At 59.3% G+C, this 20,520-nt stretch carries 17 protein-coding genes; 10 read left to right on the top strand and 7 right to left on the bottom strand.

The window, feature by feature from the left end; genetic code table 11:
* Positions 1-72: 72 nt before the first annotated feature.
* Positions 73-843 (bottom strand): helix-turn-helix domain-containing protein, encoded by a 771-nt coding sequence (locus ACYSMN_RS00975; RefSeq protein WP_488921959.1) that lies wholly within the window; start codon positions 841-843, stop codon positions 73-75.
* Between the two features lie 113 nt (positions 844-956).
* Positions 957-1,796, bottom strand: a complete 840-nt coding sequence (locus tag ACYSMN_RS00970; protein WP_488921958.1) for an SDR family oxidoreductase — start codon at positions 1,794-1,796, stop codon at positions 957-959.
* A gap of 415 nt (positions 1,797-2,211) precedes the next feature.
* Here ACYSMN_RS00970 and ACYSMN_RS00965 point away from each other — a divergent pair, with 415 nt between their 5' ends.
* The 6 genes from ACYSMN_RS00965 to ACYSMN_RS00940 all read left to right on the top strand — a co-directional run bounded on the left by ACYSMN_RS00965 (position 2,212) and on the right by ACYSMN_RS00940 (position 9,486).
* Entirely contained in the window at positions 2,212-3,696 is a 1,485-nt protein-coding gene (locus ACYSMN_RS00965) for a TolC family protein (protein WP_488921957.1), read from the top strand.
* A 95-nt stretch (positions 3,697-3,791) separates the two neighbouring features.
* Entirely contained in the window at positions 3,792-4,682 is an 891-nt protein-coding gene (locus tag ACYSMN_RS00960) for a hypothetical protein (RefSeq protein WP_488921956.1), read from the top strand.
* Between the two features lie 291 nt (positions 4,683-4,973).
* Positions 4,974-6,275, top strand: a complete 1,302-nt coding sequence (locus ACYSMN_RS00955) for an efflux RND transporter periplasmic adaptor subunit (RefSeq protein WP_488921955.1) — start codon at positions 4,974-4,976, stop codon at positions 6,273-6,275.
* Positions 6,276-6,385: 110 nt separating this feature from the next.
* Positions 6,386-7,204, top strand: coding sequence for an ABC transporter ATP-binding protein (locus tag ACYSMN_RS00950; RefSeq protein ID WP_488921954.1), 819 nt, complete (start codon positions 6,386-6,388; stop codon positions 7,202-7,204).
* Between the two features lie 161 nt (positions 7,205-7,365).
* Positions 7,366-8,583, top strand: coding sequence for an ABC transporter permease (locus ACYSMN_RS00945; RefSeq protein WP_488921953.1), 1,218 nt, complete (start codon positions 7,366-7,368; stop codon positions 8,581-8,583).
* A gap of 201 nt (positions 8,584-8,784) precedes the next feature.
* Entirely contained in the window at positions 8,785-9,486 is a 702-nt protein-coding gene (locus ACYSMN_RS00940; RefSeq protein WP_488921952.1) for a siderophore-interacting protein, read from the top strand.
* A gap of 169 nt (positions 9,487-9,655) precedes the next feature.
* Here ACYSMN_RS00940 and ACYSMN_RS00935 read toward each other — a convergent pair whose 3' ends face one another.
* Positions 9,656-10,984: a DUF4270 family protein gene (locus ACYSMN_RS00935; protein WP_488921951.1), complete on the bottom strand. Its 1,329-nt coding sequence runs from the start codon at positions 10,982-10,984 to the stop codon at positions 9,656-9,658.
* The gene (locus ACYSMN_RS00930) at positions 10,974-11,972 is read right to left on the bottom strand and encodes a Kelch repeat-containing protein (protein ID WP_488921950.1); all 999 of its coding nucleotides are present in this window, start codon (positions 11,970-11,972) and stop codon (positions 10,974-10,976) included. The genes ACYSMN_RS00935 and ACYSMN_RS00930 overlap by 11 nt, the downstream gene beginning before the upstream one ends.
* A 454-nt stretch (positions 11,973-12,426) precedes the next feature.
* Between ACYSMN_RS00930 and ACYSMN_RS00925 the strand changes: the two genes are divergently transcribed.
* Entirely contained in the window at positions 12,427-12,957 is a 531-nt protein-coding gene (locus ACYSMN_RS00925) for a GAF domain-containing protein (RefSeq protein ID WP_488921949.1), read from the top strand.
* Positions 12,958-12,984: 27 nt separating this feature from the next.
* Here the strand turns inward: ACYSMN_RS00925 and murI are convergent, their stop codons facing one another.
* Positions 12,985-13,806, bottom strand: a complete 822-nt coding sequence (gene murI / locus ACYSMN_RS00920; protein ID WP_488921948.1) for a glutamate racemase — start codon at positions 13,804-13,806, stop codon at positions 12,985-12,987.
* Between the two features lie 118 nt (positions 13,807-13,924).
* On the opposite strand from murI, the gene ACYSMN_RS00915 reads away from it, so the two are divergent.
* From ACYSMN_RS00915 to ACYSMN_RS00905, 3 genes are all read left to right on the top strand, one after another.
* The gene (locus tag ACYSMN_RS00915) at positions 13,925-14,179 is read left to right on the top strand and encodes a hypothetical protein (RefSeq protein WP_488921947.1); all 255 of its coding nucleotides are present in this window, start codon (positions 13,925-13,927) and stop codon (positions 14,177-14,179) included.
* 205 nt (positions 14,180-14,384) lie between these two features.
* Entirely contained in the window at positions 14,385-16,286 is a 1,902-nt protein-coding gene (locus ACYSMN_RS00910) for an ABC-F family ATP-binding cassette domain-containing protein (RefSeq protein WP_488921946.1), read from the top strand.
* Positions 16,287-16,760: 474 nt separating this feature from the next.
* Entirely contained in the window at positions 16,761-17,312 is a 552-nt protein-coding gene (locus ACYSMN_RS00905; RefSeq protein ID WP_488921945.1) for a P-loop NTPase family protein, read from the top strand.
* A gap of 388 nt (positions 17,313-17,700) precedes the next feature.
* Here ACYSMN_RS00905 and ACYSMN_RS00900 read toward each other — a convergent pair whose 3' ends face one another.
* Together ACYSMN_RS00900 and ACYSMN_RS00895 are read right to left on the bottom strand one after the other, a co-directional pair.
* On the bottom strand, positions 17,701-19,596 hold the full coding sequence (locus ACYSMN_RS00900) for a tetratricopeptide repeat protein (RefSeq protein WP_488921944.1): 1,896 nt from the start codon (positions 19,594-19,596) through the stop codon (positions 17,701-17,703).
* Positions 19,597-19,741: 145 nt separating this feature from the next.
* Entirely contained in the window at positions 19,742-20,515 is a 774-nt protein-coding gene (locus ACYSMN_RS00895) for a hypothetical protein (protein WP_488921943.1), read from the bottom strand.
* Between the last annotated feature and the right edge of the window lie 5 nt (positions 20,516-20,520).

Raw genomic sequence — 20,520 nt, 5'->3', positions numbered from 1 at the left:
TGCTTGTCGTCAGGCTCCCCCTCTCCCCTAGGTAACGCGCATAAAGCGTTTGCGGGGGCCGGAGGGTGAGGCTCAAATCCTAGAGGGGGCTATGCCGTACATCTTTTTGAACGCAAACGAGAAGTGCGACAGGTCTTCGAACCCTACTTCTAAGTAAGCTTCGGAGGGAGCTTTGCCTTTTTCTTTGATCAGGTAATGGGCTTCCTGCAAGCGACGCTGCTGGAGCCAGCGACTAGGTGAGAGGCGAAATATCTTCTCAAAATCCCGCTTGAAGGTGGCGAGGCTGCGTCCCGTGAGGTAGGCGAAACGATGCAGTTGCACATTGAAACGGAAGTTGCGGCTCATGAAGGCCTCCAGGTCCATTTTGCCGGGCGCAGAAAAGTCGAACAGGACGTCTTGTAGTTCCGCGTTACTCTTGAGCAGCAGCATAATACCCTCCCGCTGCTTCAAGGCCAGCAACGCCTCGTTGCCGGGTTGCGCGAGGTGCTCGTAGGGCTGCAACGAGTCCAGGTAGCTTTTGCAGAGCGCGGTCAGTTCCAGTTTCACAATCGCGGCCGCACTGGCAACGTGCTTGCCGGCGTGGTAGCCGTATTCCAAGCTGAAGTGTCGCAAGGTTTCCTGATCGAGGGAGACGGATAGGGACTTGTATTCGCCGTTTGCGGGTGGCTGCTTGATGAACTTGATCAGGTGGTTCCGTTTGATAAGTCGCAAGTCGCCCGCGTGGAAGACCATCTCGCTAGTACCGTCGTTGGTGATGAGGGTGCCGGCTATCTGGTAGCTGAGCAGGTGCTCTTCCACAAACTGCTCGCCCTCCCGGCTCCGACTGGTGTAGCAGGAATACAAAATTGACGGCTGTTTCGAGGTGGGTTTTGGCGCTGTCATGGCGGGGGCCGAGAGGGTGAAGGTCTACTGCAAGCAGCCTAGCGGGCGGGCCGCCAAGCCAGGTTGATACTACCTCAATTTTGCGGTAAAAACCGCAGGTAGCCTTGGCGCACCGAATCGATGTAGTCCTGGTCGGGCAGTTGCTTCTGCGCGGCCAGCCGGCGAGTGAAATCCTCGTTACCGATGGCGTAGCGCAACGTGGGCGTTCCGTCCGTGGCAGCCGTGTAAATCACGTCCGCCACATCGGCGGCAGTTACCAGGCCATAATCCATGAGGCTGGTAAATAGTTTGCCCGCGGCTTCCGTGAAGGGCTGGTAGTCGGTCAGCTCTGGGTTGTGAGCAAATTGCTCCCGGGCCACGTTGCTGAAATTGGTGTAGGTGCCGCCCGGCTCTATGATTTTGACCACAATGTTGAGCCCCGCCAGCTCGTGCGACAGAGCCTCGGAAAAGCCTTCCAGCGCGAACTTGGAGGCGGCGTACAAGGAAAGAAGCGGCAGCGTGAAGCGGCCCGCCCCCGAGCTAATATTCAAAATCAGCCCCGATTTCCGCTGGCGAAAATGAGGCAATACAGCTCGCACCACGTGCATGACGCCGAACACATTCACGTCGAATTGCTGCTGAATATCTTCCGGTGAAATAGCCTCGAACAGCCCGTTTTGGCCGTAACCAGCATTATTCACCACGGCATCTATCTGGCCGAAACGACCAATGCCCGCCTCCAGAGCGGCTGCGATGGTGGCGGGCTGCTGCACGTCCAATTTGGCAACCAATACATTCTCAAGCTGCGTGAGTTCCTGCTCTTTCTCGGGGCTACGCATGGTGGCTACCACATTCCAGCCTTGCTCAGCAAATTTGATGGCCGCGGCCCTTCCTATTCCTGAAGACGCGCCAGTAATCAGCACTGTTTTATTCATGTTGAGGTGTGGGTTTTTACCCTTTACTGTGGTATTAGAGTGTTTTCTAGTGCTCTAATTTTCTGTCAAAGGTCAGGCAGAAAACAGCGGGTGACTTTGCTATAAAGCTCAAATTTGCTTTGTTGAACAGCTCACCTAAAAACTCTAGCACCCACAGCCTAATATTCCTCATACTCCTCCAAAAGCGAGGTAGCAACCCTTGAGGCGCCAGCCGAAAGTATTACATAGAGCAACGCGTCAGGCTCCCCCTCTCCCCTAGGTAATGCGCATAAAGCATTTGCGGGGGGTGAGGCCCTCCGTCTAGCCTTTCGCGGCGTTTGTAGATACTTTTTCCGGAGCCTGCACCTGCCAAGATACTTTCGTTCCGTTGCTGCCAGCCCCGCTGCCAGCGGCTCCCCGAACCGGACGAAAACCGATGAAAACTTACCTCCTTTTTCCGAGAAAAGCGTGGCTGCTGGTGCGCTTCGTGCTGCTGCCAGCCGCCAGTTTAGGGCAGGCCGAACAGCGCGGGCCGGCGCTAGCAAATCAACTACCGCACGCGCCCTATACCTTGGCAGAATGCATCCGGCTGGCCCAGGAGCGCAACGTCTCGGCCCAGCGGGCCGACCTCAACACCTCTTCCAACCAAGCCAAACTCACGCAGGCCCGCGCCAACCGCTACCCCACCCTCAACGGCAGCGGCAGCTACAACTACAGCAGCGGCCGCAGCATCGACCCTGGCAGCAACCAGTTTGTGGATCAAAACGTGGGCAGCGTTAGCACTAGCTTGAATAGCTCGGTCACGGTGTTCAACGGCGGGCAGATACAGCGGACCATTCAGCAATACCGCAAAGATTTGGAGGCCACGAAGCTCGACGCCGAAACTACCCGCCGCGACTTGGCCTTGCAAGTCACGCAGGCGTACGTGGCCATTTTGCAGGCGCAGGAGCAAGTACAGACGGCCCGCACGCAACAAGCCGAAACCGAGGCCCAGCTCCTGCGCACCCGCCAGCTGCTGGCGGCCGGCAGCGTGCCCGAAAACAACGTGCTGCAAGTGCAGGCCCAGCTAGCCAGTGACCAACTCAACCTCACCACTGCAGAAAACACCCTAGCTACCAACAAGCTGACCCTGCTGCAACTGCTGGAAGAACCCGCCCGGCGCGACTTTGCCATCGAACAGCCGAGCCTCCCAGAGCCGCCGGAAACCGAGCCCGTCAGCACCGACCAGCTGTTTGAAACGGCCCTGCGCACTCAGCCCCAGGTACTCGGGAACAGCCTACGATCTGAAAGCGCCGCGCTGGGCGTGCGCGCAGCTAAGGGCCAACTGCTGCCGCGTATTTCACTGAACGGCAGCCTGAGCACCACCTACTCCACCGCCCGCAGCCTCTACACCTACCAAACCGTGAACCAGCAGCAGGTGGTGGGCTACCTCAACAGCGACCTAAACATGCCGGTCTACTCCAATGTACCCGTCACAACGGCCACTACGGGCAGCTACGCACTCGGCAATCAGTTTCGCGACAATTTCAGCCCTTCCATTGGCGTAACATTGAGTATTCCCATTCTCAACAACCTGCAAGTCCGGCGCACCATTCAGCAGGCGGAAATAGCCTTGGCCTCGGCCGCCCTCGACGAACGGGACACCCGCAACCAGCTTCGCAAGAACGTAGAGCAGGCCCAGAACGACCTGCAAGCCGCCCGCCGCCGGTATGCCTCCGCCCACGACCAGGTGCGCTACCAGGAGCAAGCCTACCGCAACATGGAGCTGAAATACCGGCTCGGGGCGGCCAACGCTCAGGATTTGCTGATCGAGAAAAACAAGTTCGCCAGCGCCCAATCCGACTGGACCCAGGCCAAATATGAATACGTGCTCCGCACCAAAGTCCTGGATTTCTACCAAGGCAAACCGCTTGCTCTTTGACGGGCCGCCCCCGCTTGATAGTTGGCACTTCACACCATGCAAGAGATGAACAACCATAAACTCATGCAAATCCATTCACTTCAAATCTTAAACTCATGAAAGCACTTTCAAAAACCCCGCTCATCTTTTTGGTTGCCGTGGCCCTCGGCGCAGGATTTTCTGGTTGCTCAGACAATGACAACGAATCCGAAAGCCTGACCCTGGAAGCCTACACCACGCTGATGAACAATAGCATTGCCGTTGATAGCAGCACAAGACCTACCTATGCAACGGCCCGCGAAGCAATATTAGCCGAAGCGGAGAAGTACCGCAAACAATACGAAGAGCTTCGGGACGTAGCCGAGCCGGCGGCTGTGTCTGCGGCACACGCGAAATATGTTCAGGCGCTCCAAGACCAGTACCTAAGCAACCTAGATGCCGGACAGAATACCCCCCAGGGCTTAGCGGCCACTGCTGAAAACATTAACGAGTTCAGCCATTACCGGGCAGATGTAGGGTATGCCCGGGACGCGCAGTCCCAGGCCGGCTGCGAAGTAAAATCTGTTTTAAGTCAGTCTGGGCTAACTTTCAACGCCTTTGGCGTATGTAGCGCAGTGGGGGCTCCCCGGGTTCCTTCCCGTTCGGCCGGCTCTCGTCAGCAGCCAGTCAACAGTGTCTACATGCTTCATGACGTTATTCGGGAGGCCGATGGCACCGTCCTCCGTCCGAACGTAGATGGCTTTGCCATAGATTCAATTTTTGCCAAAGCCAACACGCCGCTACGGGTGCAGTTCGACAACCGGAACGGTCAGCCGTTCGTGTTCAGCTTTTCGGTGTATCGAGGCAACGCAACCCGGCTTCAAGGCGCAGATTTCGTAGCGGGTACCGCGTCCTACTCAGGGGTTAGAGTGCATGAGCTGACCGTGAACTTAGCGCAAGGAATGTACACGTACGTGGACAACGTGCATCCGGTGGCTATGCGCGGCACGCTGGTCGTGGTGCCATAACCCTTCCACCGCTGCCTGGGAAAGTCGCATGGGCCGAGACTTTCCCAAACAGCACCTCTGCCAGTCTTCAAGCCCTGGGCTTCCGTGCGGGGTTCATTATTTTTTTGGCTATGCGACACCAAACCCAGGTATTCACGCTGTCGGGCTTGACCGTAGCGGTTGTGCCTATCGTACTACTGCACCGCCTGCGGACATGGCAACCATATTTAGCAACAAAGCACCTCTGGAACTAACTGTGAAGGTCCTCTGCCTGCTCACAGCTTCCTGAAACCAAGGTAAACCTCTGTAGCAATGACACCGGTCAACACCTTTGCGACCTCTGTTCCTTCTGCTTCTGTGCCACCCGCCCCGCAGCCTACCAGCCTAGAGCAGCCCGAGCCGCCCGCCGCCCGCCGACCAGGTCTCAAACGCCGAACCTGGATATTGCTGGTGCTGGGGGTACTTGTAGGAGCGGCGCTGTTTTTACCGAAGCTGCTGGCGCCGCCCCGGAGCCCGTGGGTGTGGTATACGGCGCCCGTGCAGGAAAAGCCGCTGGACCTGACCGTAACGGCCACCGGCTCGCTCACGGCCGTGCGCACCGTGGCGGTAGGCACGCAGGTATCGGGGGTTATTTCCGCCATTTACGTCGACTTCAACTCTCAAGTCCGGCGGGGGCAGGTGGTTGCCGAGCTGGACAAAACGGCTCTATATTCCTCCCTGGTTGATGCCAATTCGGCCTTGGAGAAAGCCCAGGTGCAGGCCCGGCAGAGCCAGCGCGAGTTTATGCGGGCCAAGGAGCTGTTCGACAACAAAGTATTCGCGCGCACCGACTACGAAACCGCCCAGACCAACTATCAAGCGGCGCTGGCCAACGTTCGGTCGGCGCAGACGCAGCGGGAACGGGCGCGCATCAACCTGAGCTACGCCACCATCACGGCCCCAATTGCGGGCGTGGTGGTAAACCGCCAGGTGGACGTGGGCCAAACGGTAGCCGCCAGCTTCAACACGCCTACCTTGTTCACCATTGCCCAGGACCTCACCCAGATGCAGGTGGAAGCCGATGTGGATGAGGCCGATATCGGGCAAGTGAAAATTGGGCAGGCGGTGCGCTTTGAGGTGGATGCCTACCCCGGCCGCACGTTCGAGGGCCGCGTGCAGCAGATTCGCTTACAGCCCACCGTGGTTCAGAGCGTGGTGACGTACACCGTCATCGTGGCCGTGCCCAACCCCAACCGGACGCTGCTGCCCGGCATGACGGCCAGCCTCACCATTGCCACCGAGCAGCATCCGGCCGCCCCCACCGTACCCGCCAGCGCCCTGGCTTTCCGGCCGCCCACCGAGTATTTCGGCTCTGCCCAAGCAGCCGCCCCGCCCGCCGCCGAACCGCAGCCGGGCGTCGCGGCCACGGTGTGGGTGCTCCAGGACGATTCGCTACGGCCCGTGCCAGTGCGAGTGGGGGCTTCCGATGGCGTGTACACGCAGGTGAGCGGGCCTTTGCGCGCCGGCCAGCAAGTGGTAACGGGTCAGAACGTGGAGGCCACCAAAAAAGCGTCCACCAGTTTCCTACCGCCTCCTCCGGGCGGCGGTAATGGCGGCAGAGGCCCCAGGTTGTAGACAATTTTCCCTCGCACTCTCCGTGGTGAAATCTGCTGACTATGGGCTTCCTGCTCGTGTGCCTCGGCAACAGCCGAGCATTTCAATCCTTTTCTCTTAACGATAGAACAATGGAAACCGCTCATGCATCGGCATCGGCGGCTGGCGTGGGGCCGGATACCAGCCGCCCATACACTCCAAGCATGGAAATCAGACCGATTGTGCGCCTGCAAGGCATCACCAAAACCTACCAAATGGGCGACGTAACGGTGCGGGCGCTGCGGGGCGTGAACCTGGACGTACCCGAGGGGCAGATGCTGGCCATCATGGGCGCCAGCGGCTCGGGCAAAAGCACGCTCATGAACATTGTGGGCTGCCTCGATGTGGCCACCAGCGGCCAGTACTTGCTCAATGGGGAGGACGTGGGGCGCCAGAGTCGCGACGAGCTGGCCGTACTGCGCAACCGCCAACTGGGTTTCGTATTTCAGAGCTACAACCTGATGGCCCGGACCTCGGCCTTCGACAACGTCGAATTGCCGCTGCTGTACAAAGGCGGACTTTCGGCGCGGGTGCGGCGGGAACGAGTGCTAGCCGCCCTCGACGCGGTGGGCCTGGCCTCCCGCGCCGACCACCTGCCCAACCAGCTTTCCGGCGGCCAGCAGCAGCGCGTAGCCATTGCCCGCGCCCTCATCAACGACCCCGTGCTGATTTTGGGCGACGAACCCACCGGCAACCTCGATTCGCGCACCAGCGTGGAGGTGATGGGCATTTTTCAGCGTCTGAACGCCGAGCGGGGCATTACGGTGATGCTCGTGACGCACGAAGACGACATCGCGGAGTACGCCGACCGCAAGGTGGTTTTTCGGGATGGCCAGATGTTGACTGACGCGCCGGTAGCCGACAAGAAAAGCGCCGCCCAGGTCCTCGCTCAGCTGCCGATGGAAAAGTAGTACGCCAAGCCCTGTTGTTCGGCGCCGCTTCCTGGCTCCGGCTCGTCCTTCTGTCTCTATACCGGTCGGTGCCAGCTGGTGTATCGGACCGGGCCGGGGAGCAAGCCGAACGACAGGCACGAATCATTCTTCCCTTGCTCTAAGGGCCCAACCCTGTTTGCATGAACCTGCTCAATCTGCTGAAAATAGCTTACCGCTCGCTGAGCAAGAACAAGCTCCGCTCGCTGCTGACCATGCTCGGCATCATCATTGGCGTAGGCGCGGTCATTGCCATGCTGGCTATTGGCGAAGGCACCCGCCGCAACATTCAGAACCAGATAGCCAGCCTGGGCACCAACGTCATCACCATTACGCCGGAAGCGCCCAGCCAGGGCGGCGTGCGCCAGGAAGCCGGCGGGGCCGCCACGCTCACCCAGGCCGATGCCGACGCTCTGACTCGCGCCATACCGGCGTTGCGCCACGCCACGCCCCTGGCCCGCACCAGCGTGCAAGCCGTAGCGGCGGGCCGCAACTGGCGCACCACCGTCTACGGCGCCTACCCCGTGTACTTCGACATTCGCAGCCTTGCGTTGCAACGCGGTACCCGTTTCAGCACCCGCGACGAGCAAACCGCCGATAAAGTGTGCGTGATTGGGGCCACCGTGGCGCGGGAGCTGTTCGGCGCTGGCCGCGACCCGGTGGGCCAAAGCCTGCGCCTGGGCACCATTCCGGTGCGAGTGATTGGGGTGCTGACCGAGAAAGGCCAAAGCACCTTCGGCGACCAGGACGATTTAGTGTTGGCCCCGTTCAGCACGGTGCAGAAGCGAATGCTGGCTGGTACCTCCGTGCAGCAGATTTACGCTTCGGCCCAAACTGAAGCGCGCATCCCGGAGGCCACGCCCGCCATCAAGCAGTTACTGCGCCAGCGGCATCGGCTGGCCACGGACGCGGAAGACGACTTTTCGGTGCGCACGCAGTCCGATATCAGCAACACGGCCAGCAGTGTGTTCGGGGCTCTCACGGCTTTGCTGGCCAGCATTGCGAGTATTTCGCTGCTGGTGGGCGGCATTGGCATCATGAATATTATGCTCGTCTCCGTCACGGAGCGCACCCGCGAAATCGGGATTCGGCTGGCTATTGGGGCCAAGAGCGGTGACGTGCTGCTCCAATTTCTGATTGAAGCCGTGGTGCTGAGCGTGCTCGGTGGTTTGCTGGGCGTAGCGTTGGGCACCGGCATAGCCTACGCGGCGGGCAGCGCGCTCGGCTGGGAGGTAACCGTTTCCACTTCTTCCGTGGCGCTGGCTTTTTTATTCAGCTCAGCCATTGGGGTGTTTTTTGGCTGGTACCCAGCCCGCAAAGCGGCCCGCCTCAACCCCATTGACGCGCTTCGCTACGAATAGCCCAAGCTGTCATTCTGAACGGAGTGAAGAATCTGAGTTTGCCTTCTGCTTATGGCGCTAAGTTTCGCCTGTTACCGGGAATGAGAACCGTATTACTCCAGGCCAGATATGTCTTGGAGAATGAGGCCATAAAACATAGAAGCCGTTGATTCGTCAGCAGCCGCAAGCGCGGCGTCCGGGCTACTATCAACCCTTCCCTTCATGGGTCTACTGAATTCTCTGGCGAAGCAAGTGCTTAAGCGGGCCACCCTTATCGGCAGCCAGCATATTGCCGACCATGCTTACCGCATCACGCTCCAGGGCCCCGATTTGGCGGACTTGGAATACACGCCCGGCCAAACGCTCAACGTATTCTTCGATTTGAGCGGACCGGAGGCGGCCCTGCGCAAGCGCACCTACTCTATTTGGCACTACGACGCCGCGGCTCGCACAGTAGAGCTGGCCGTGTGCACCTTCTCCGGCGGCCCCGGGGCCCGGTGGGCTCAGCACTGCCGCCCCGGCGACGAAGTGCATTTCCACGGGCCGGGCGGCAAGTTCGTACTCGATGCCACGGCCCTCTCCTATTGCTTGGTCGGCGATGTCTCGGCCCTGGCTCACCTATACGCCTTGCGACGCCCGCTGCTGCTCCCGCAATCCGTCTTCAGCCTCGTTCACGCCCACACCCAGGCCGATTGTTTCCCGGATGTGAATGGCACTTACCCGCTACACTTCGCCGTAGCCGACCAACTCTCGCCCACCGAGGTGCTAGCCAGCTTGACTGCCCAAGGCCTAACGTCAACTATGGAGGGCTGCTTGTTTTACCTCGGCGGCCCGCAGCTTTGGTGCGTCGAACTGCATCAGCTGCTGCGCAAACAATGGCACGTTCCCCCTCAGCGAATCAAAACCAAGCCTTTCTGGAGTTGATGCCGCGGTATAAGATTGCGTGAGGTCTTCTATCACTATCTGGGAATCGACCGAAGGCACTTCTCAACTTGGCTCTGAACTGGCTCAACAACAATCCATAAATCCCGCTACGAGCCCACGAAACCAGGTTTTGTCGGCCCGCAGCGGGTAGGAAGTCGGCTTGGAATTGTTAGAGCACCCGCGTCAGATATAAGGACAGGCGAGGCGCGTGGGTTTGGTTGCCGCTGCCGCCGAGCACCACTTGTTCGGGTGTGGTCAAGCTTCCCGGAGCCAGGAGCACGCCGTTGTTGTCGATTTGCCGGCTGAGCACGGCCGTGCAGTAGGCCGTCAGGGAGAAACTGTAGCTGCCTTGGTCGAGGTTGGTGCTCGATGACAGGTTGCGGACGTAAGACGCCGTAATCTGGTTGCCGCTCACATCGGTGAGCAAGCCCAGGCTTCGGTTGCTGCGGTCCGCCACCTGAATATCGAGACTGGCAGGCGGCGAGAAATACCGGTTTTCCGCCGCTGGCACGGTTTCCAGCTTCATCAGAGCCGAGTTGATGACGTAAGTGCCGGTCAGCTCGTTCAGATTCCGCAGATACGGAATTTCCACTTTCATCTTCAAGCCCAAGCCGCCCTGAATGTAGGCCTCGGCGGCCGTGCGGGCACTGGGCAAGGCTTGCAAATAGGAGCTCAGGCTGCTGAGCGGGGTGCCATTACGCAGGGCTTGCAGCTGGTAGAAATGACGGCTGCCACCCGCTACCGTAAAGGCATACGACAGGGCCGTAGTTGGTTGGTCAGGGTCGTGGTAGTAGAGTTGGAGCGCCGTGGCGCCATTGGTGGCGCTGAAGCGGAGCACGGCCGCGTCGTCCGTGGCGTCGGGCGATAAAGCCAGGCCGGGCAGCAAAGCGGCGAGTTCATCGTTGGTGGTGAGCTGCCGGCGCCGGCTGGCCGTTAGCAGTTCCTCGCCTAGGGCGTCGTCTAGCTTCACTCGTAGCGTATCGAGGCGCGGGCGGGCCCGAAAGCGGCAGGTACCTAGCGCGCTAGCCTCGTAGCTGAGGGAGTTGAAGGCGTAGTAGGTGGTGTTGGCGCGCAGCGTCTCGCGTAAACGGTGCACTTGCAGCTCCTGGGTGCGGGTGGTGTCGCCGTAGCGGTAGGCATCGGGAATGAGCACCAGCACCAGCGAGTCGTACACCATGCTGGCGGCGGGCTCGAAAGCCGCTCCACTTAGCCCTAGCCGGGCGTAGCTGCGCGCCGTGAGCGTGCCCAGCCGGCTATCGGCGTAGCGCCCTAGCAGCAAGTAGTCGGTGTTGGAAGTCGCCACCGAATCGACGAGCACCGTGGCGGTGCGCACCGTTAGCGTATCGATGTAGGTGGTGCCCGTTATGTTGTCCGTCGGCGGCAGGTCGGTACCTAGCTCGGTGGCGTTGTCGCAGCTGGCCAGCCCGATGAGAAGGGCACCACCCACCCACCAACGGCTGGCTGGCCGCCAAGCATTGCGGAGCCAGCTAGTCCTCATCTTCCTCATCCGGCGCCAGCGTCCAGAAATCGTCCAGCCGGCTCGTCCCCGATACTCCCGTTCCGACGTAGGCCCGGTCGCCGAGGCCAAAACCTACGGCCAGCGTGCGGCTAGCGCCCTCAAAGGCGCTTTTCTGCTCCCAGGTATCCGCGGCGGGGTCGTAGGCCCAGCTGGTGGCGAGGTTGCCGTTGTTGGAGCCTACCGTTACGTAGCCTCGGCCATTGACTACAAAGCCGACACTATTGGCCCGCGGCACGTCGCTGTAATCGTAATCTTCATCATCGTTGTCTTCCAGTTCGCGCCGCTCGGTCCATTGCTCGGTAGCGGGGTCGTAGGCCCAGATATCCGTTTTGGCCAGCCCGTTGTCGGAGCCAATGAGTATGAAGCCGGTACCGTCGATGCTGAAAGCCACGGCGCCCAGGCGTTTGTCGCCGCCGAAGCTGGGTTTCTGCGTCCACTGGTCGGCGGCGGGGTCGTACTGCCAGAAGTCTTTCTTGGAGTTGCCATCGTAGCCGGTCCCGATGTAGCCTTTACCACCTATTTCCAGGCCCACGGCCGCGTAGCGGGCCGAGCCGGCAAAGTCCGTCTTGCGCGTCCAGCGGTTGGTGTTGGGGTCATATTCCCAGAAGTCTTTGAGCCGATTGGCCCCGTCGTAGCCCGTGCCCACGTAGCCTTTGCCGTCGGCCGCAAAAGCCGCCGCCTGGTAGCGCGCTACGCCCGGAAAGTCGGCAATCTGCCGCCAGGTATTAATAGCAGCATTGTATTCCCAAAAGTCCCGAAACCGGTCGGTGCCATCGGTGCCCAGGCCCACGTAAGCTTTGTCGCCGATGGTGAACGTGACGGCCCCGCTGCGGGCCAGCCCCTCGAACTGGGAGCTTTTCGTCCAGTTGCCGATGATGTCATCGTCGGGGTTTTCGTCGTCTTTGTCGCAGGCGGTTAGGCTCAGCATGGCTAGCAGCAGCCACACCAGAAATCTGGGTTTGTTCATACAGGAAGGGGGATTGGTAAGGTAAGTGAAGGAGCTTGAAGCCCAGCCGCCAGGTTGCATGGTCCCGCCAGCCGGGCTTTTTTCTTCACTCGCTCAAACCTATCCACTCGCCTTCTGCTCCCGAAAAACCATCTACCAACCTCCCACATTCCTAGACCGTTCCGCCAGTTTCTCCGACCAGTCTCCCGCACTCATTCTAGTAGATGGCGCTGCTCCCGCCCCGAAAAAATTCTTTTTCGTCGGCGCCGGGCCAGAGGGCATCCAGTTGTTGGCGGCCTGCTTGCTCCGACCCGCTTGCTCTGTTGCGTGGCTGCCGCCGCGCCTGTGCAGTTCAGAAACCTTCGTAATTCCGTGGCTTTCGTGGCAGCTACCGCGTCAACCAACCAAGGTGCATCGCGTTAGTCCTCGTTGGCAGCCCTGCTGCCCTATTATTCTAATCTCTCCGCCGAAACTCATGCTCACCACGCCCCTCTCTGAACTCAGCGCCGTACTAGCCGCCGCCACACCGCCCGCCGAGGCTTTACAGCGCGCCCTCGATGTAGTAGGCCCGCACCTGCGCGCCGACCGTTGCTTCCTCTACGTCCGCGACCCGGCGCGGGGCCGCGGGCGCATTGCCTTCGTCTGGCGCTTAGACGAAGCCGTACCCGACCCGCGCCACGACTGGCAGGATGACACCGGCGACTTGCCCAAAGAAGACCCGCTCTTTCGAGCCGCCCTGGCCACCCAGCCTTCCGTGTATGTAGACGACGTAACTGAAGCCGGCCCCGACGTGCTCAACCAGGAATTTGAGCGCCGCACCTTCGGCCACCGCGCTCTGGTCCACGCTCACATCACCGACGGCGGGCAGTTGTGGGGCATCTTGCAGCCCTGCGTGTTCGGCCATCCACGCCACTGGACCGCCGCCGAGCGCGCCTACCTCAATGCCGCCGTGCCGCTGTTTTTGCCCGTGGTGCAGGCGTATGTGCGCGGGCTAGGCCAGATTTAAGGACGGCTCATTACTATCGGCCCACCTTTACTCCCAGAGCGGGTAGTGCTCCAGATGCACTTCCTGCTCGAAAAAGATGCGTGTGCTTTCCTCGAACGAGCGGGTGAAGTCGGAGACGTAGAAGTGGTGGGCGGGCGCAACGGGACCGGGCTGGGCGGCTAGTTGATTTTCCTCCAGGTACTTTTTCACGTGGGCCGCTACCACGTCGGATGCGTCTAGCACTTGCACGCTGTCTTGGTAAAAATTCGCAATCTGTTTCTTGATGAGCGGATAGTGCGTGCAGGCTAGCACTAAGGCATCGATGTTAGTCAGGATGGGGTTGGTGAGGTAGGTTTCGATGATATTGCTGGCAATGGAATTATCGAAAAACCCTTCCTCTATCATGGGCGCCAGCAACGGCGTGGCCAGGCTGCGCAGTTCCACTTCCGCGTCGAGGTCGTCGATTTTTTTGCGGTACACGTTGCTGTTCACCGTTTGCTTCGTGCCGATCAGGCCCACCGTGCGCCCGGCGTAAGCTTGCCCCACGTGCGCCACAATTGGGTCGATAACGTTGAGCACGCGCGCCTTAGAGCCCACGTATTCGCGCACCAGCTCGTAGGCCGCCGCCGAAGCCGAGTTGCAAGCAATCAGAATCACTTTGCAGTGCTGCTTGAGCAGTAAATCACAGATCTTGACCGAGTAAGCTTGAATGGCGGCCGTGCTTTTGTCGCCGTAAGGCAGGTGGGCGGTGTCGCCGAAGTAGACGAGCCGCTCGTGAGGCAGCACGCGGGCCACGGCGCGGGCCACGGTGAGGCCGCCGATGCCGCTGTCGAAAACGCCAATGGGGCGAGTGATGAGGTCAGGTGTCATAGTAGCGGCGAAGTAACGAGGAAGCAGCGGAACGGCCACGACTTGTAGTGGGGCGCACTAGAAAGAAAATGAACGACAAAATTTTACAATTCTTTCAAATTCCTATCTTCCGCCTCTAATGCGCTATTCTACCACCGCCATGAGTACCATTCTGGAAGAAATTGATCACGCGCTGGCCGCTTTCGATTCCGCCCAGGGCCGCCCAGTCGCCATCGAACTAGGCGAGCGAAAGTACACCCAACTGGTCCTCGACGTAGCCCACCTGCACGCCGACGGCGGCGAACTAACCCACAACACCGGCCGCCCCCTCGCCTACAAAGGCCTCGAAATCCTGCGCGACGACCTCCACGTGGACCGCATCCGGGTCATCTGATCACGGATTCGCACGGATTTTAACGGATTACACGGATTTTGTGGACGATTGAAAACCAGAAGGACTTGCCAAATAGCAAATCCTTAGCAAGTACTTTTTTGTGGTGTTGTATCAGGCAAGATGATGTCCGCGCCAGCTACAAAATCCGTGCAATCCGTTAAAATCCGTGCTCATCCGTGATCATCCGTGATCTACCTTTGCACCCATGAATCTGCTTTCCGCTGAGAATCTTTCGAAGAACTATGCCGACCGGTGGCTTTTCCGGGAATTGAACTTTGGTTTGCTGCAAGGCCAGCGCGTGGGCCTGGTGGGCATCAACGGCTCGGGCAAAACCACGCTGCTGCGCATTCTGGCTGGCCTGGAGCCGCCTGATACTGGTACGGTAAGCACCCGCAAAGAAACCCGCGTGGCGTTCCTGGGCCAGCAGCCGGTGTTCGACGAGGCCCTGACGGTGGAAGAAACCATCTTCGCCAGCCAGAACGACACGCTAGCCGCCATCCGCGACTACGAGCACGTGGTAAACGACCCCAACCACAAGCCTCAGGACCTGCAACGGGTGATGGAGCTTATGGACGCCTACAATGCCTGGGACTACGAGTCGCAGGTGCAGCAGATTCTGGGCAAACTGGGTATTCTGGGCGAGCTGCTGCAACGCAACGTGAGCAAGCTTTCCGGCGGGCAGCGCAAACGCGTAGCCCTAGCCCGCGTGCTCATCGAAGAGCCCGACGTGCTCATTCTCGACGAACCAACCAACCACCTGGACCTGGCTACCATCGAGTGGCTGGAAAACCGGTTGGCCTCTCCTTCTCTCACCCTGCTCATGGTGACGCACGACCGGTACTTCCTGGACCGCGTAGCCAATGAAATAGTGGAGCTGGACAACGGCCGCGTGCACCGCTACCAGGGCAACTACGCCTATTTCGTGGAGAAGAAGGCCGAGCGGGAGCAGATGGAAACCGTCGAGGTGGAGAAGGCCCGCAACCTGCTGCGCAAGGAGTTGGAATGGATGCGCCGCCAGCCGCAGGCCCGGGGCACCAAGCAGAAAGCCCGCATCGATGCCTTCTACGAAACGCAGGAAAAAGCCCGCACCAAAATCAAAGGGCCCGAGCTGGAGCTAAGCGTGAAAACCACCCGCCAGGGTGGTAAAATCATCGAAGTAGAGCACCTGAGCAAACGCTTCGGCGACAAAGTAGTGCTCGACGATTTCAGCTACGTCTTCAAGAAAAAGGACCGGATTGGTCTGGTAGGTCCCAACGGCGCGGGCAAAACCACGCTGCTCAACATCCTCACTAAGCAGCTCACTCCCGATTCCGGTATCGTGGATGCGGGCCAGACCACCGTGTTTGGCTACTACACGCAAGCGGAGCTGGAATTCGACCCCACGCAGCGCGTCATCGACATTGTGAAGGAAGTGGCCGAAGTGGTGGAAATGGCCGATGGCAGCACCGTAACGGCCTCGCAGTTTTTGCAGCACTTTCAGTTTCCGCCGGCCCAGCAGTACACGCTGGTGAGCAAGCTGAGCGGGGGCGAAAAGCGCCGTTTGCAGCTGCTGCGCGTGCTCATCAAAAACCCCAACTTCCTCATTCTCGACGAGCCCACGAACGACCTCGACATCGTGACGCTCAATATTCTGGAAGACTTCCTGCTCAACTTCCGCGGCTGCCTCATCATCGTGAGTCACGACCGTTACTTCATGGACGCGCTGGTGGAGCAGGTGTTTGCGCTGGAGCCGGGCGGCAAAATCCGCCAGTTCCCCGGCAACTACACCGACTACCGCGAGTGGCTCCAAGAGCAAGAAGCCGACACCACCGCCCGCGACATGGCCAAGGCCCTGAAGTCGGTGAACCCGACGGCGGCTACGGCCGCGCCAGCGCCCGCTGCGGCATCGGCCAAGCGCAAGGCCAGCTTCGCCGAGAAGAAGGAATACGAGACGCTGGAAAAGGAAATCGAGCAGCTCGAAGTGCAGAAGCAGCAACTCATCGAGAAATTGAACTCCGGCGCCGGCAACCATCAGGAGCTAGCCGACTGGGCCGCCCAACTCAAACGCACCGACCACGACCTCGACACCAAAGGCGAGCGGTGGCTGGAGCTGGCCGACTTGGTGTAATATGAGGATTTACGCACCCAGGTTCGTTTTTTAGCCCTGGAGGGGCGTCATATCGGTAGTAATCTGCTGCGCTAATGTGCCCCAAAGCCCCGTAGGGGCGACACTCTCAGACCATCTTAGCAGGTGTCGCCCCGCCGGGGTTTGGTCCGTCACTACAACCTTGCACTACCAATATGTCGCCCCGCCGGGGCTTCCAAGAGGCCGCCGTGCGATAGTCCTGAAGTATTCAGTTATTGGGTTGGGGTACTAGCTGGCGGCAGTAGCGCCAAGTGCTGGCTTCGCGTCTCGTCCGCACCATAACAACGCTTGTCGTTCAACGATACGCGAAGCCGGAGCTTCGCGCTACACGCCGTACACCAACCGCAAACTCGCTCTAAGACGTTGATAGTGAGTATTGAGACATAAGGCTGTCTGCCAAAAATCAATGGACTTACAAAATCTAACTACTCCGTACTCACGTCTCATTACTCAGCCATGAAGCTGCACCTTTTCGGCGCTTCCGGGTCGGGAGTTACCACGCTGGGACAGGCTTTGGCCCCAGTGCTGCACTGTGCTTACCTGGATTCCGACGATTTCTACTGGGAAGCCTCAGCGCAGCCGTTCACGCAGCGGCGCCCACCAGCCCTGCGCAACTACTTGCTGTTAAGTGCCCTTGCGCAAGAGCCCGACTGGATACTGGGCGGCTCCATCATCAATTGGGAATTACCAATTCTCGGCCAGTTTGATTTGGCGGTGTTTCTGTGGGTGCCGCCCGCCGTGCGGCTGGCCCGCTTGGAGGCCCGGGAATATGAGCGGTACGGAGCCGCAACCCTGCAAGAGCCTATTCGGCAGCAACAGTTTCGAGAGTTTCTGGCCTGGGCCGCCGGCTACGACGACAGCACCGCGCGGGGCCGCACCCTGCAAGCCCACGAAATGTGGCTCCGCCAGCTGCCCTGCCCCACCCTCGAAATCCGCGGCGACACTTCCGTAACAGAGAGAATAAATCAGATAACCGCCGCATTGGCCAAGCACCCCGCTCGTCATTAGTACCGTCTTGTCGCGAATGCTGCTTGCTCCCCTGTGTAGCTGCTGTGGCAGAGCCGATGCGGCAGCTCGTTTCGCGCACGATGATGCTGGCTACGGTCGTAGCCCGGGTTATGCTCCCTCCGAAGACAAACCTGCGTGGCGAAAGCACTGGGGCTGATGCGCCGGGACTTCAGCTGGAAGTTTTGCCTGCTGAAGCGCGGAGATGGCCTCATCAGTCGCCTTCAAGAAGCCGGCGGGTACATTAGGATCGACTTTGACGAGCAGCTTACTGGGGGCAGGCCGCTTATTGAGTTGATAGCAGTAATGCAACGGGCAAAGGTCTTATCAACCGTTCCCGTGCCCTACACTTTCTAGGGAGCAGTGGACATCACCCGCTCCTATTACCTGGTTACATCTTCCCTTCCTCCGAATCCGGCTTTTCTTCTCTGCCTGGTCCCTCATTTTCTTCCAATGAATTGCTGTCGGAGCCATCTTCTATGCTCATCATGAAATCGATGAGGTTGGTATTGCTCTCCAAGCCTAGCTTGCGGCGCAAACGGTAGCGGGCCTTCTTCACGCTGTCCTCCGAAATACCGAGCACGGCGGCCATATCGCGCGAGGCCAGATTGAGCCGGAGCAGCGCCGACAGCCGCAACTCGTACGGCGTGATGTCGGGGTGGCGCTGGCGCAGGGTAGCAAAGAAGGTTTGGTGTACCTGCTCGAAAGCTACCGTGAAATGCGCCCAGTCGTTTTCGCTGTTTGCCTGCTGGCTGATATTGCGCCGCAGCTGCTGCAACTGACGGCGGGCCGCATCGTCGGTTTGCTGAGAAATGCCATCGATCTGCTTGCGCACTTCATCCAGAAACTCGCCTTTCTGCGTGATACTCAGCGCCAAGCTAGCCAGCTCCTGGTGCTTGAGGTCGAGCTGACGGCGCACTTGTTGGAGCTGCGCCTGGGTTTGTACTTGCTCGGCGCGTAGCGTGGCCTGGCGGGTGGCTTGTTTGGCCAGGGCGCGCTGGGCCCGCAGCCGGTGATGCCGTAGCCAGAGCGTGCCCGTTACGCTGCCACCCAAGGCTACTGCCAACGCCAGTCCGGCCCATAACCAGCTGATCTTACGCTGCTGCTGAAGCTGCCGGATGCGCTGTTGTTGGCGTAGCGCCTGCTGCTCGCGGGAGTAATTGTCGAATTTAGTTTGGAGCAAGGCCACTTTCTCACCGCTTTTAGCACCCACCAGCGAATCCTGTAGCTGGGCTTCCCGCTTGCGAAAAGTGAGGGCCTCCTGATAGTTTCCCTGCGCTTCTGCCAAGATGCCTTTCACCTCGTATATCTCCTGCAGCGACGGCAAAATATGGTTGCGGCGGCTTTGCATTAGAAGCTGATCGATATTTTTTCGGGCCTGAGCATATTGTCCTTCCCGTATCTGCACCCGAGCCAGGCCGATACCCGCACTAATACTTGTGCTTATATCAGCAGTACGAGTAGCCATAGTTATTGCTTCTTCGTAATGCTGGCGAGCCAGCTTCAACTTGTTTTGGTGCCGGTAGATTTCACCTAGGTTGAACAAGGCCACTGCCTCAGCAATCCGGTTGTTGTCTTGCGCAAATAGCTGGCGCGCTTTCCTGGATAGCTGCTCTGCCTCGACTAGGTTGCCTTCCTCTATATAACAAGCCCCGAGGGCCAGATAAATATGGTCTAAACCATCCTTCTCGGCGGACTTAATAAGTAGGCCCTCTGCCCGCCGATAATAAGTGATGGCCCTTTGGTAGTTGCCTTTATAGAAATAGCAGCCGCCCACTGCGTGTAATGCCAAGGCATAGCTATGGGAATATTGGGGTCGCGTTTCGTAATAGCGCAGCACGGGCAGAAGGTACTCCAACGCCAACAGATAGTTGCCTTGGTCTGAATAAATGGAACCCAGGCCGTGGCGGGCATTCATTTCTGCTACCTTGTGCTTGCCTGCTTGCGCTACGCGTAAGCTTCGGTGTATGTACTGTAAGCCGAGCTTATACTCACCCCGGTTCGCGTATACCCATCCTAACCGGCCAAGTGCTCTTGCAAGTTGCAGGGTCCCGCTATGCCTCTCGGCTAGCGCTACGGCTTCGAGGCAATAGCGCAGAGCCTGTTCTGTATCATGCTCCTGGTAGTCCTCTGATAACGCAAGTAGCAGCCGTATCCGCGTAGTGTCGCGGGTGGCTTGGCGTAGTTGCTGTTGCAGCCGCTGCGCTCGCGGAGTGACCTTTTGGTTTTGAGCCAACCCAACAAGGCTGATGCTCAGCCAGCATAATATCAGTACACAAATCCTCATGAGCGCATAGTAATAGGATAAGTGATAATACACCAAAATTATTCAATGACACTATACGGCACAACATTAAAGTTATTTGATAATATAAAAAAGGCCCTCCACGTCAAACAGGAGGCCTTTTTTTGTGTTATTAGGAGCAGTTAGTTCACTTGTTACCAAGCTTTTGCTGGTCGAAGTCGAACGTGTAGGGTCGCTCCCGCAGGTACACCACTACCCGCAGGTGAGTAGCGGCATTATTAAGAGGAAAGTAGACGAAGCCCGTGAGCTTTTCACCGGGGGCCAGCAGGTGCTTGCGCAACAGGGTCTGGTGCTGCGTGACGTGTTGCTCGTACAGCGCGTCGGCCTGTGCGGCGTGGTCGGCGCGTTGCCCATCGAAGTAGGCATTGTCGCTGGCATGGCGCTGGTCGCGCTCGGCTATCTGTTCTGCGGTTTCTTTCTTTTTGATGCTCGACACGTCCTCGGCCACGTGAGAAACAGCTGTCAACACTTCAAAGAAGCTCACCTTCGATGCTTTTGCTTCTTCCGCGGCCTGGCGAGCAGCTAGGAGCCGCAGCTTTTGCTCCGGGTCAATGGCCAGCACGGGGGCCGTACGGGACACGGCGCCACTGGCCGAGGCGACGGCCGGTTGCGGCACCGTGGGCAGGTAGCAAAACGTTTCGGGTGCCACTAGCACGGGCCGGTCGGAGCCGTTGCGAATGTCGACGTAGAAGGAGACGGTTGCTTTTTCGTAGCGCCCCAACCCAACGCGCACCTCCAAGCTATCGGCTTCCGCTAGCCCGATGGTGGCGCCGAACTCAGAATCGCCAGTGAGCTGGCCGGGAGCTAGTTTCAGGTAGTAAGATGGGGCGCAGCCCGTGAGCAGTAACGCCAACGCGGCCGCCCAAACAGAACGATACGAGTGAAGTAGAGAACGAAGCATAAGTA

Source organism: Hymenobacter sp. M1-2, assembly GCF_057808495.1.
This window is presented reverse-complemented; position numbering and strand designations above follow the sequence as displayed.

Excerpts from the sequence above, each read along its gene's own strand:
- ACYSMN_RS00970 (WP_488921958.1), bottom strand. The coding sequence starts at position 1,796 with ATGAATAAAACAGTGCTGATTACTGGCGCGTCTTCAGGAATAGGAAGG.
- ACYSMN_RS00965 (WP_488921957.1), top strand. The coding sequence starts at position 2,212 with ATGAAAACTTACCTCCTTTTTCCGAGAAAAGCGTGGCTGCTGGTGCGC.
- ACYSMN_RS00960 (WP_488921956.1), top strand. The coding sequence starts at position 3,792 with ATGAAAGCACTTTCAAAAACCCCGCTCATCTTTTTGGTTGCCGTGGCC.
- ACYSMN_RS00955 (WP_488921955.1), top strand. The coding sequence starts at position 4,974 with ATGACACCGGTCAACACCTTTGCGACCTCTGTTCCTTCTGCTTCTGTG.
- ACYSMN_RS00950 (WP_488921954.1), top strand. The coding sequence starts at position 6,386 with ATGGAAACCGCTCATGCATCGGCATCGGCGGCTGGCGTGGGGCCGGAT.
- ACYSMN_RS00945 (WP_488921953.1), top strand. The coding sequence starts at position 7,366 with ATGAACCTGCTCAATCTGCTGAAAATAGCTTACCGCTCGCTGAGCAAG.
- ACYSMN_RS00940 (WP_488921952.1), top strand. The coding sequence starts at position 8,785 with ATGGGTCTACTGAATTCTCTGGCGAAGCAAGTGCTTAAGCGGGCCACC.
- ACYSMN_RS00935 (WP_488921951.1), bottom strand. The coding sequence starts at position 10,984 with ATGAGGACTAGCTGGCTCCGCAATGCTTGGCGGCCAGCCAGCCGTTGG.
- ACYSMN_RS00930 (WP_488921950.1), bottom strand. The coding sequence starts at position 11,972 with ATGAACAAACCCAGATTTCTGGTGTGGCTGCTGCTAGCCATGCTGAGC.
- ACYSMN_RS00925 (WP_488921949.1), top strand. The coding sequence starts at position 12,427 with ATGCTCACCACGCCCCTCTCTGAACTCAGCGCCGTACTAGCCGCCGCC.
- murI (WP_488921948.1), bottom strand. The coding sequence starts at position 13,806 with ATGACACCTGACCTCATCACTCGCCCCATTGGCGTTTTCGACAGCGGC.
- ACYSMN_RS00915 (WP_488921947.1), top strand. The coding sequence starts at position 13,925 with ATGCGCTATTCTACCACCGCCATGAGTACCATTCTGGAAGAAATTGAT.
- ACYSMN_RS00910 (WP_488921946.1), top strand. The coding sequence starts at position 14,385 with ATGAATCTGCTTTCCGCTGAGAATCTTTCGAAGAACTATGCCGACCGG.
- ACYSMN_RS00905 (WP_488921945.1), top strand. The coding sequence starts at position 16,761 with ATGAAGCTGCACCTTTTCGGCGCTTCCGGGTCGGGAGTTACCACGCTG.
- ACYSMN_RS00900 (WP_488921944.1), bottom strand. The coding sequence starts at position 19,596 with ATGAGGATTTGTGTACTGATATTATGCTGGCTGAGCATCAGCCTTGTT.
- ACYSMN_RS00895 (WP_488921943.1), bottom strand. The coding sequence starts at position 20,515 with ATGCTTCGTTCTCTACTTCACTCGTATCGTTCTGTTTGGGCGGCCGCG.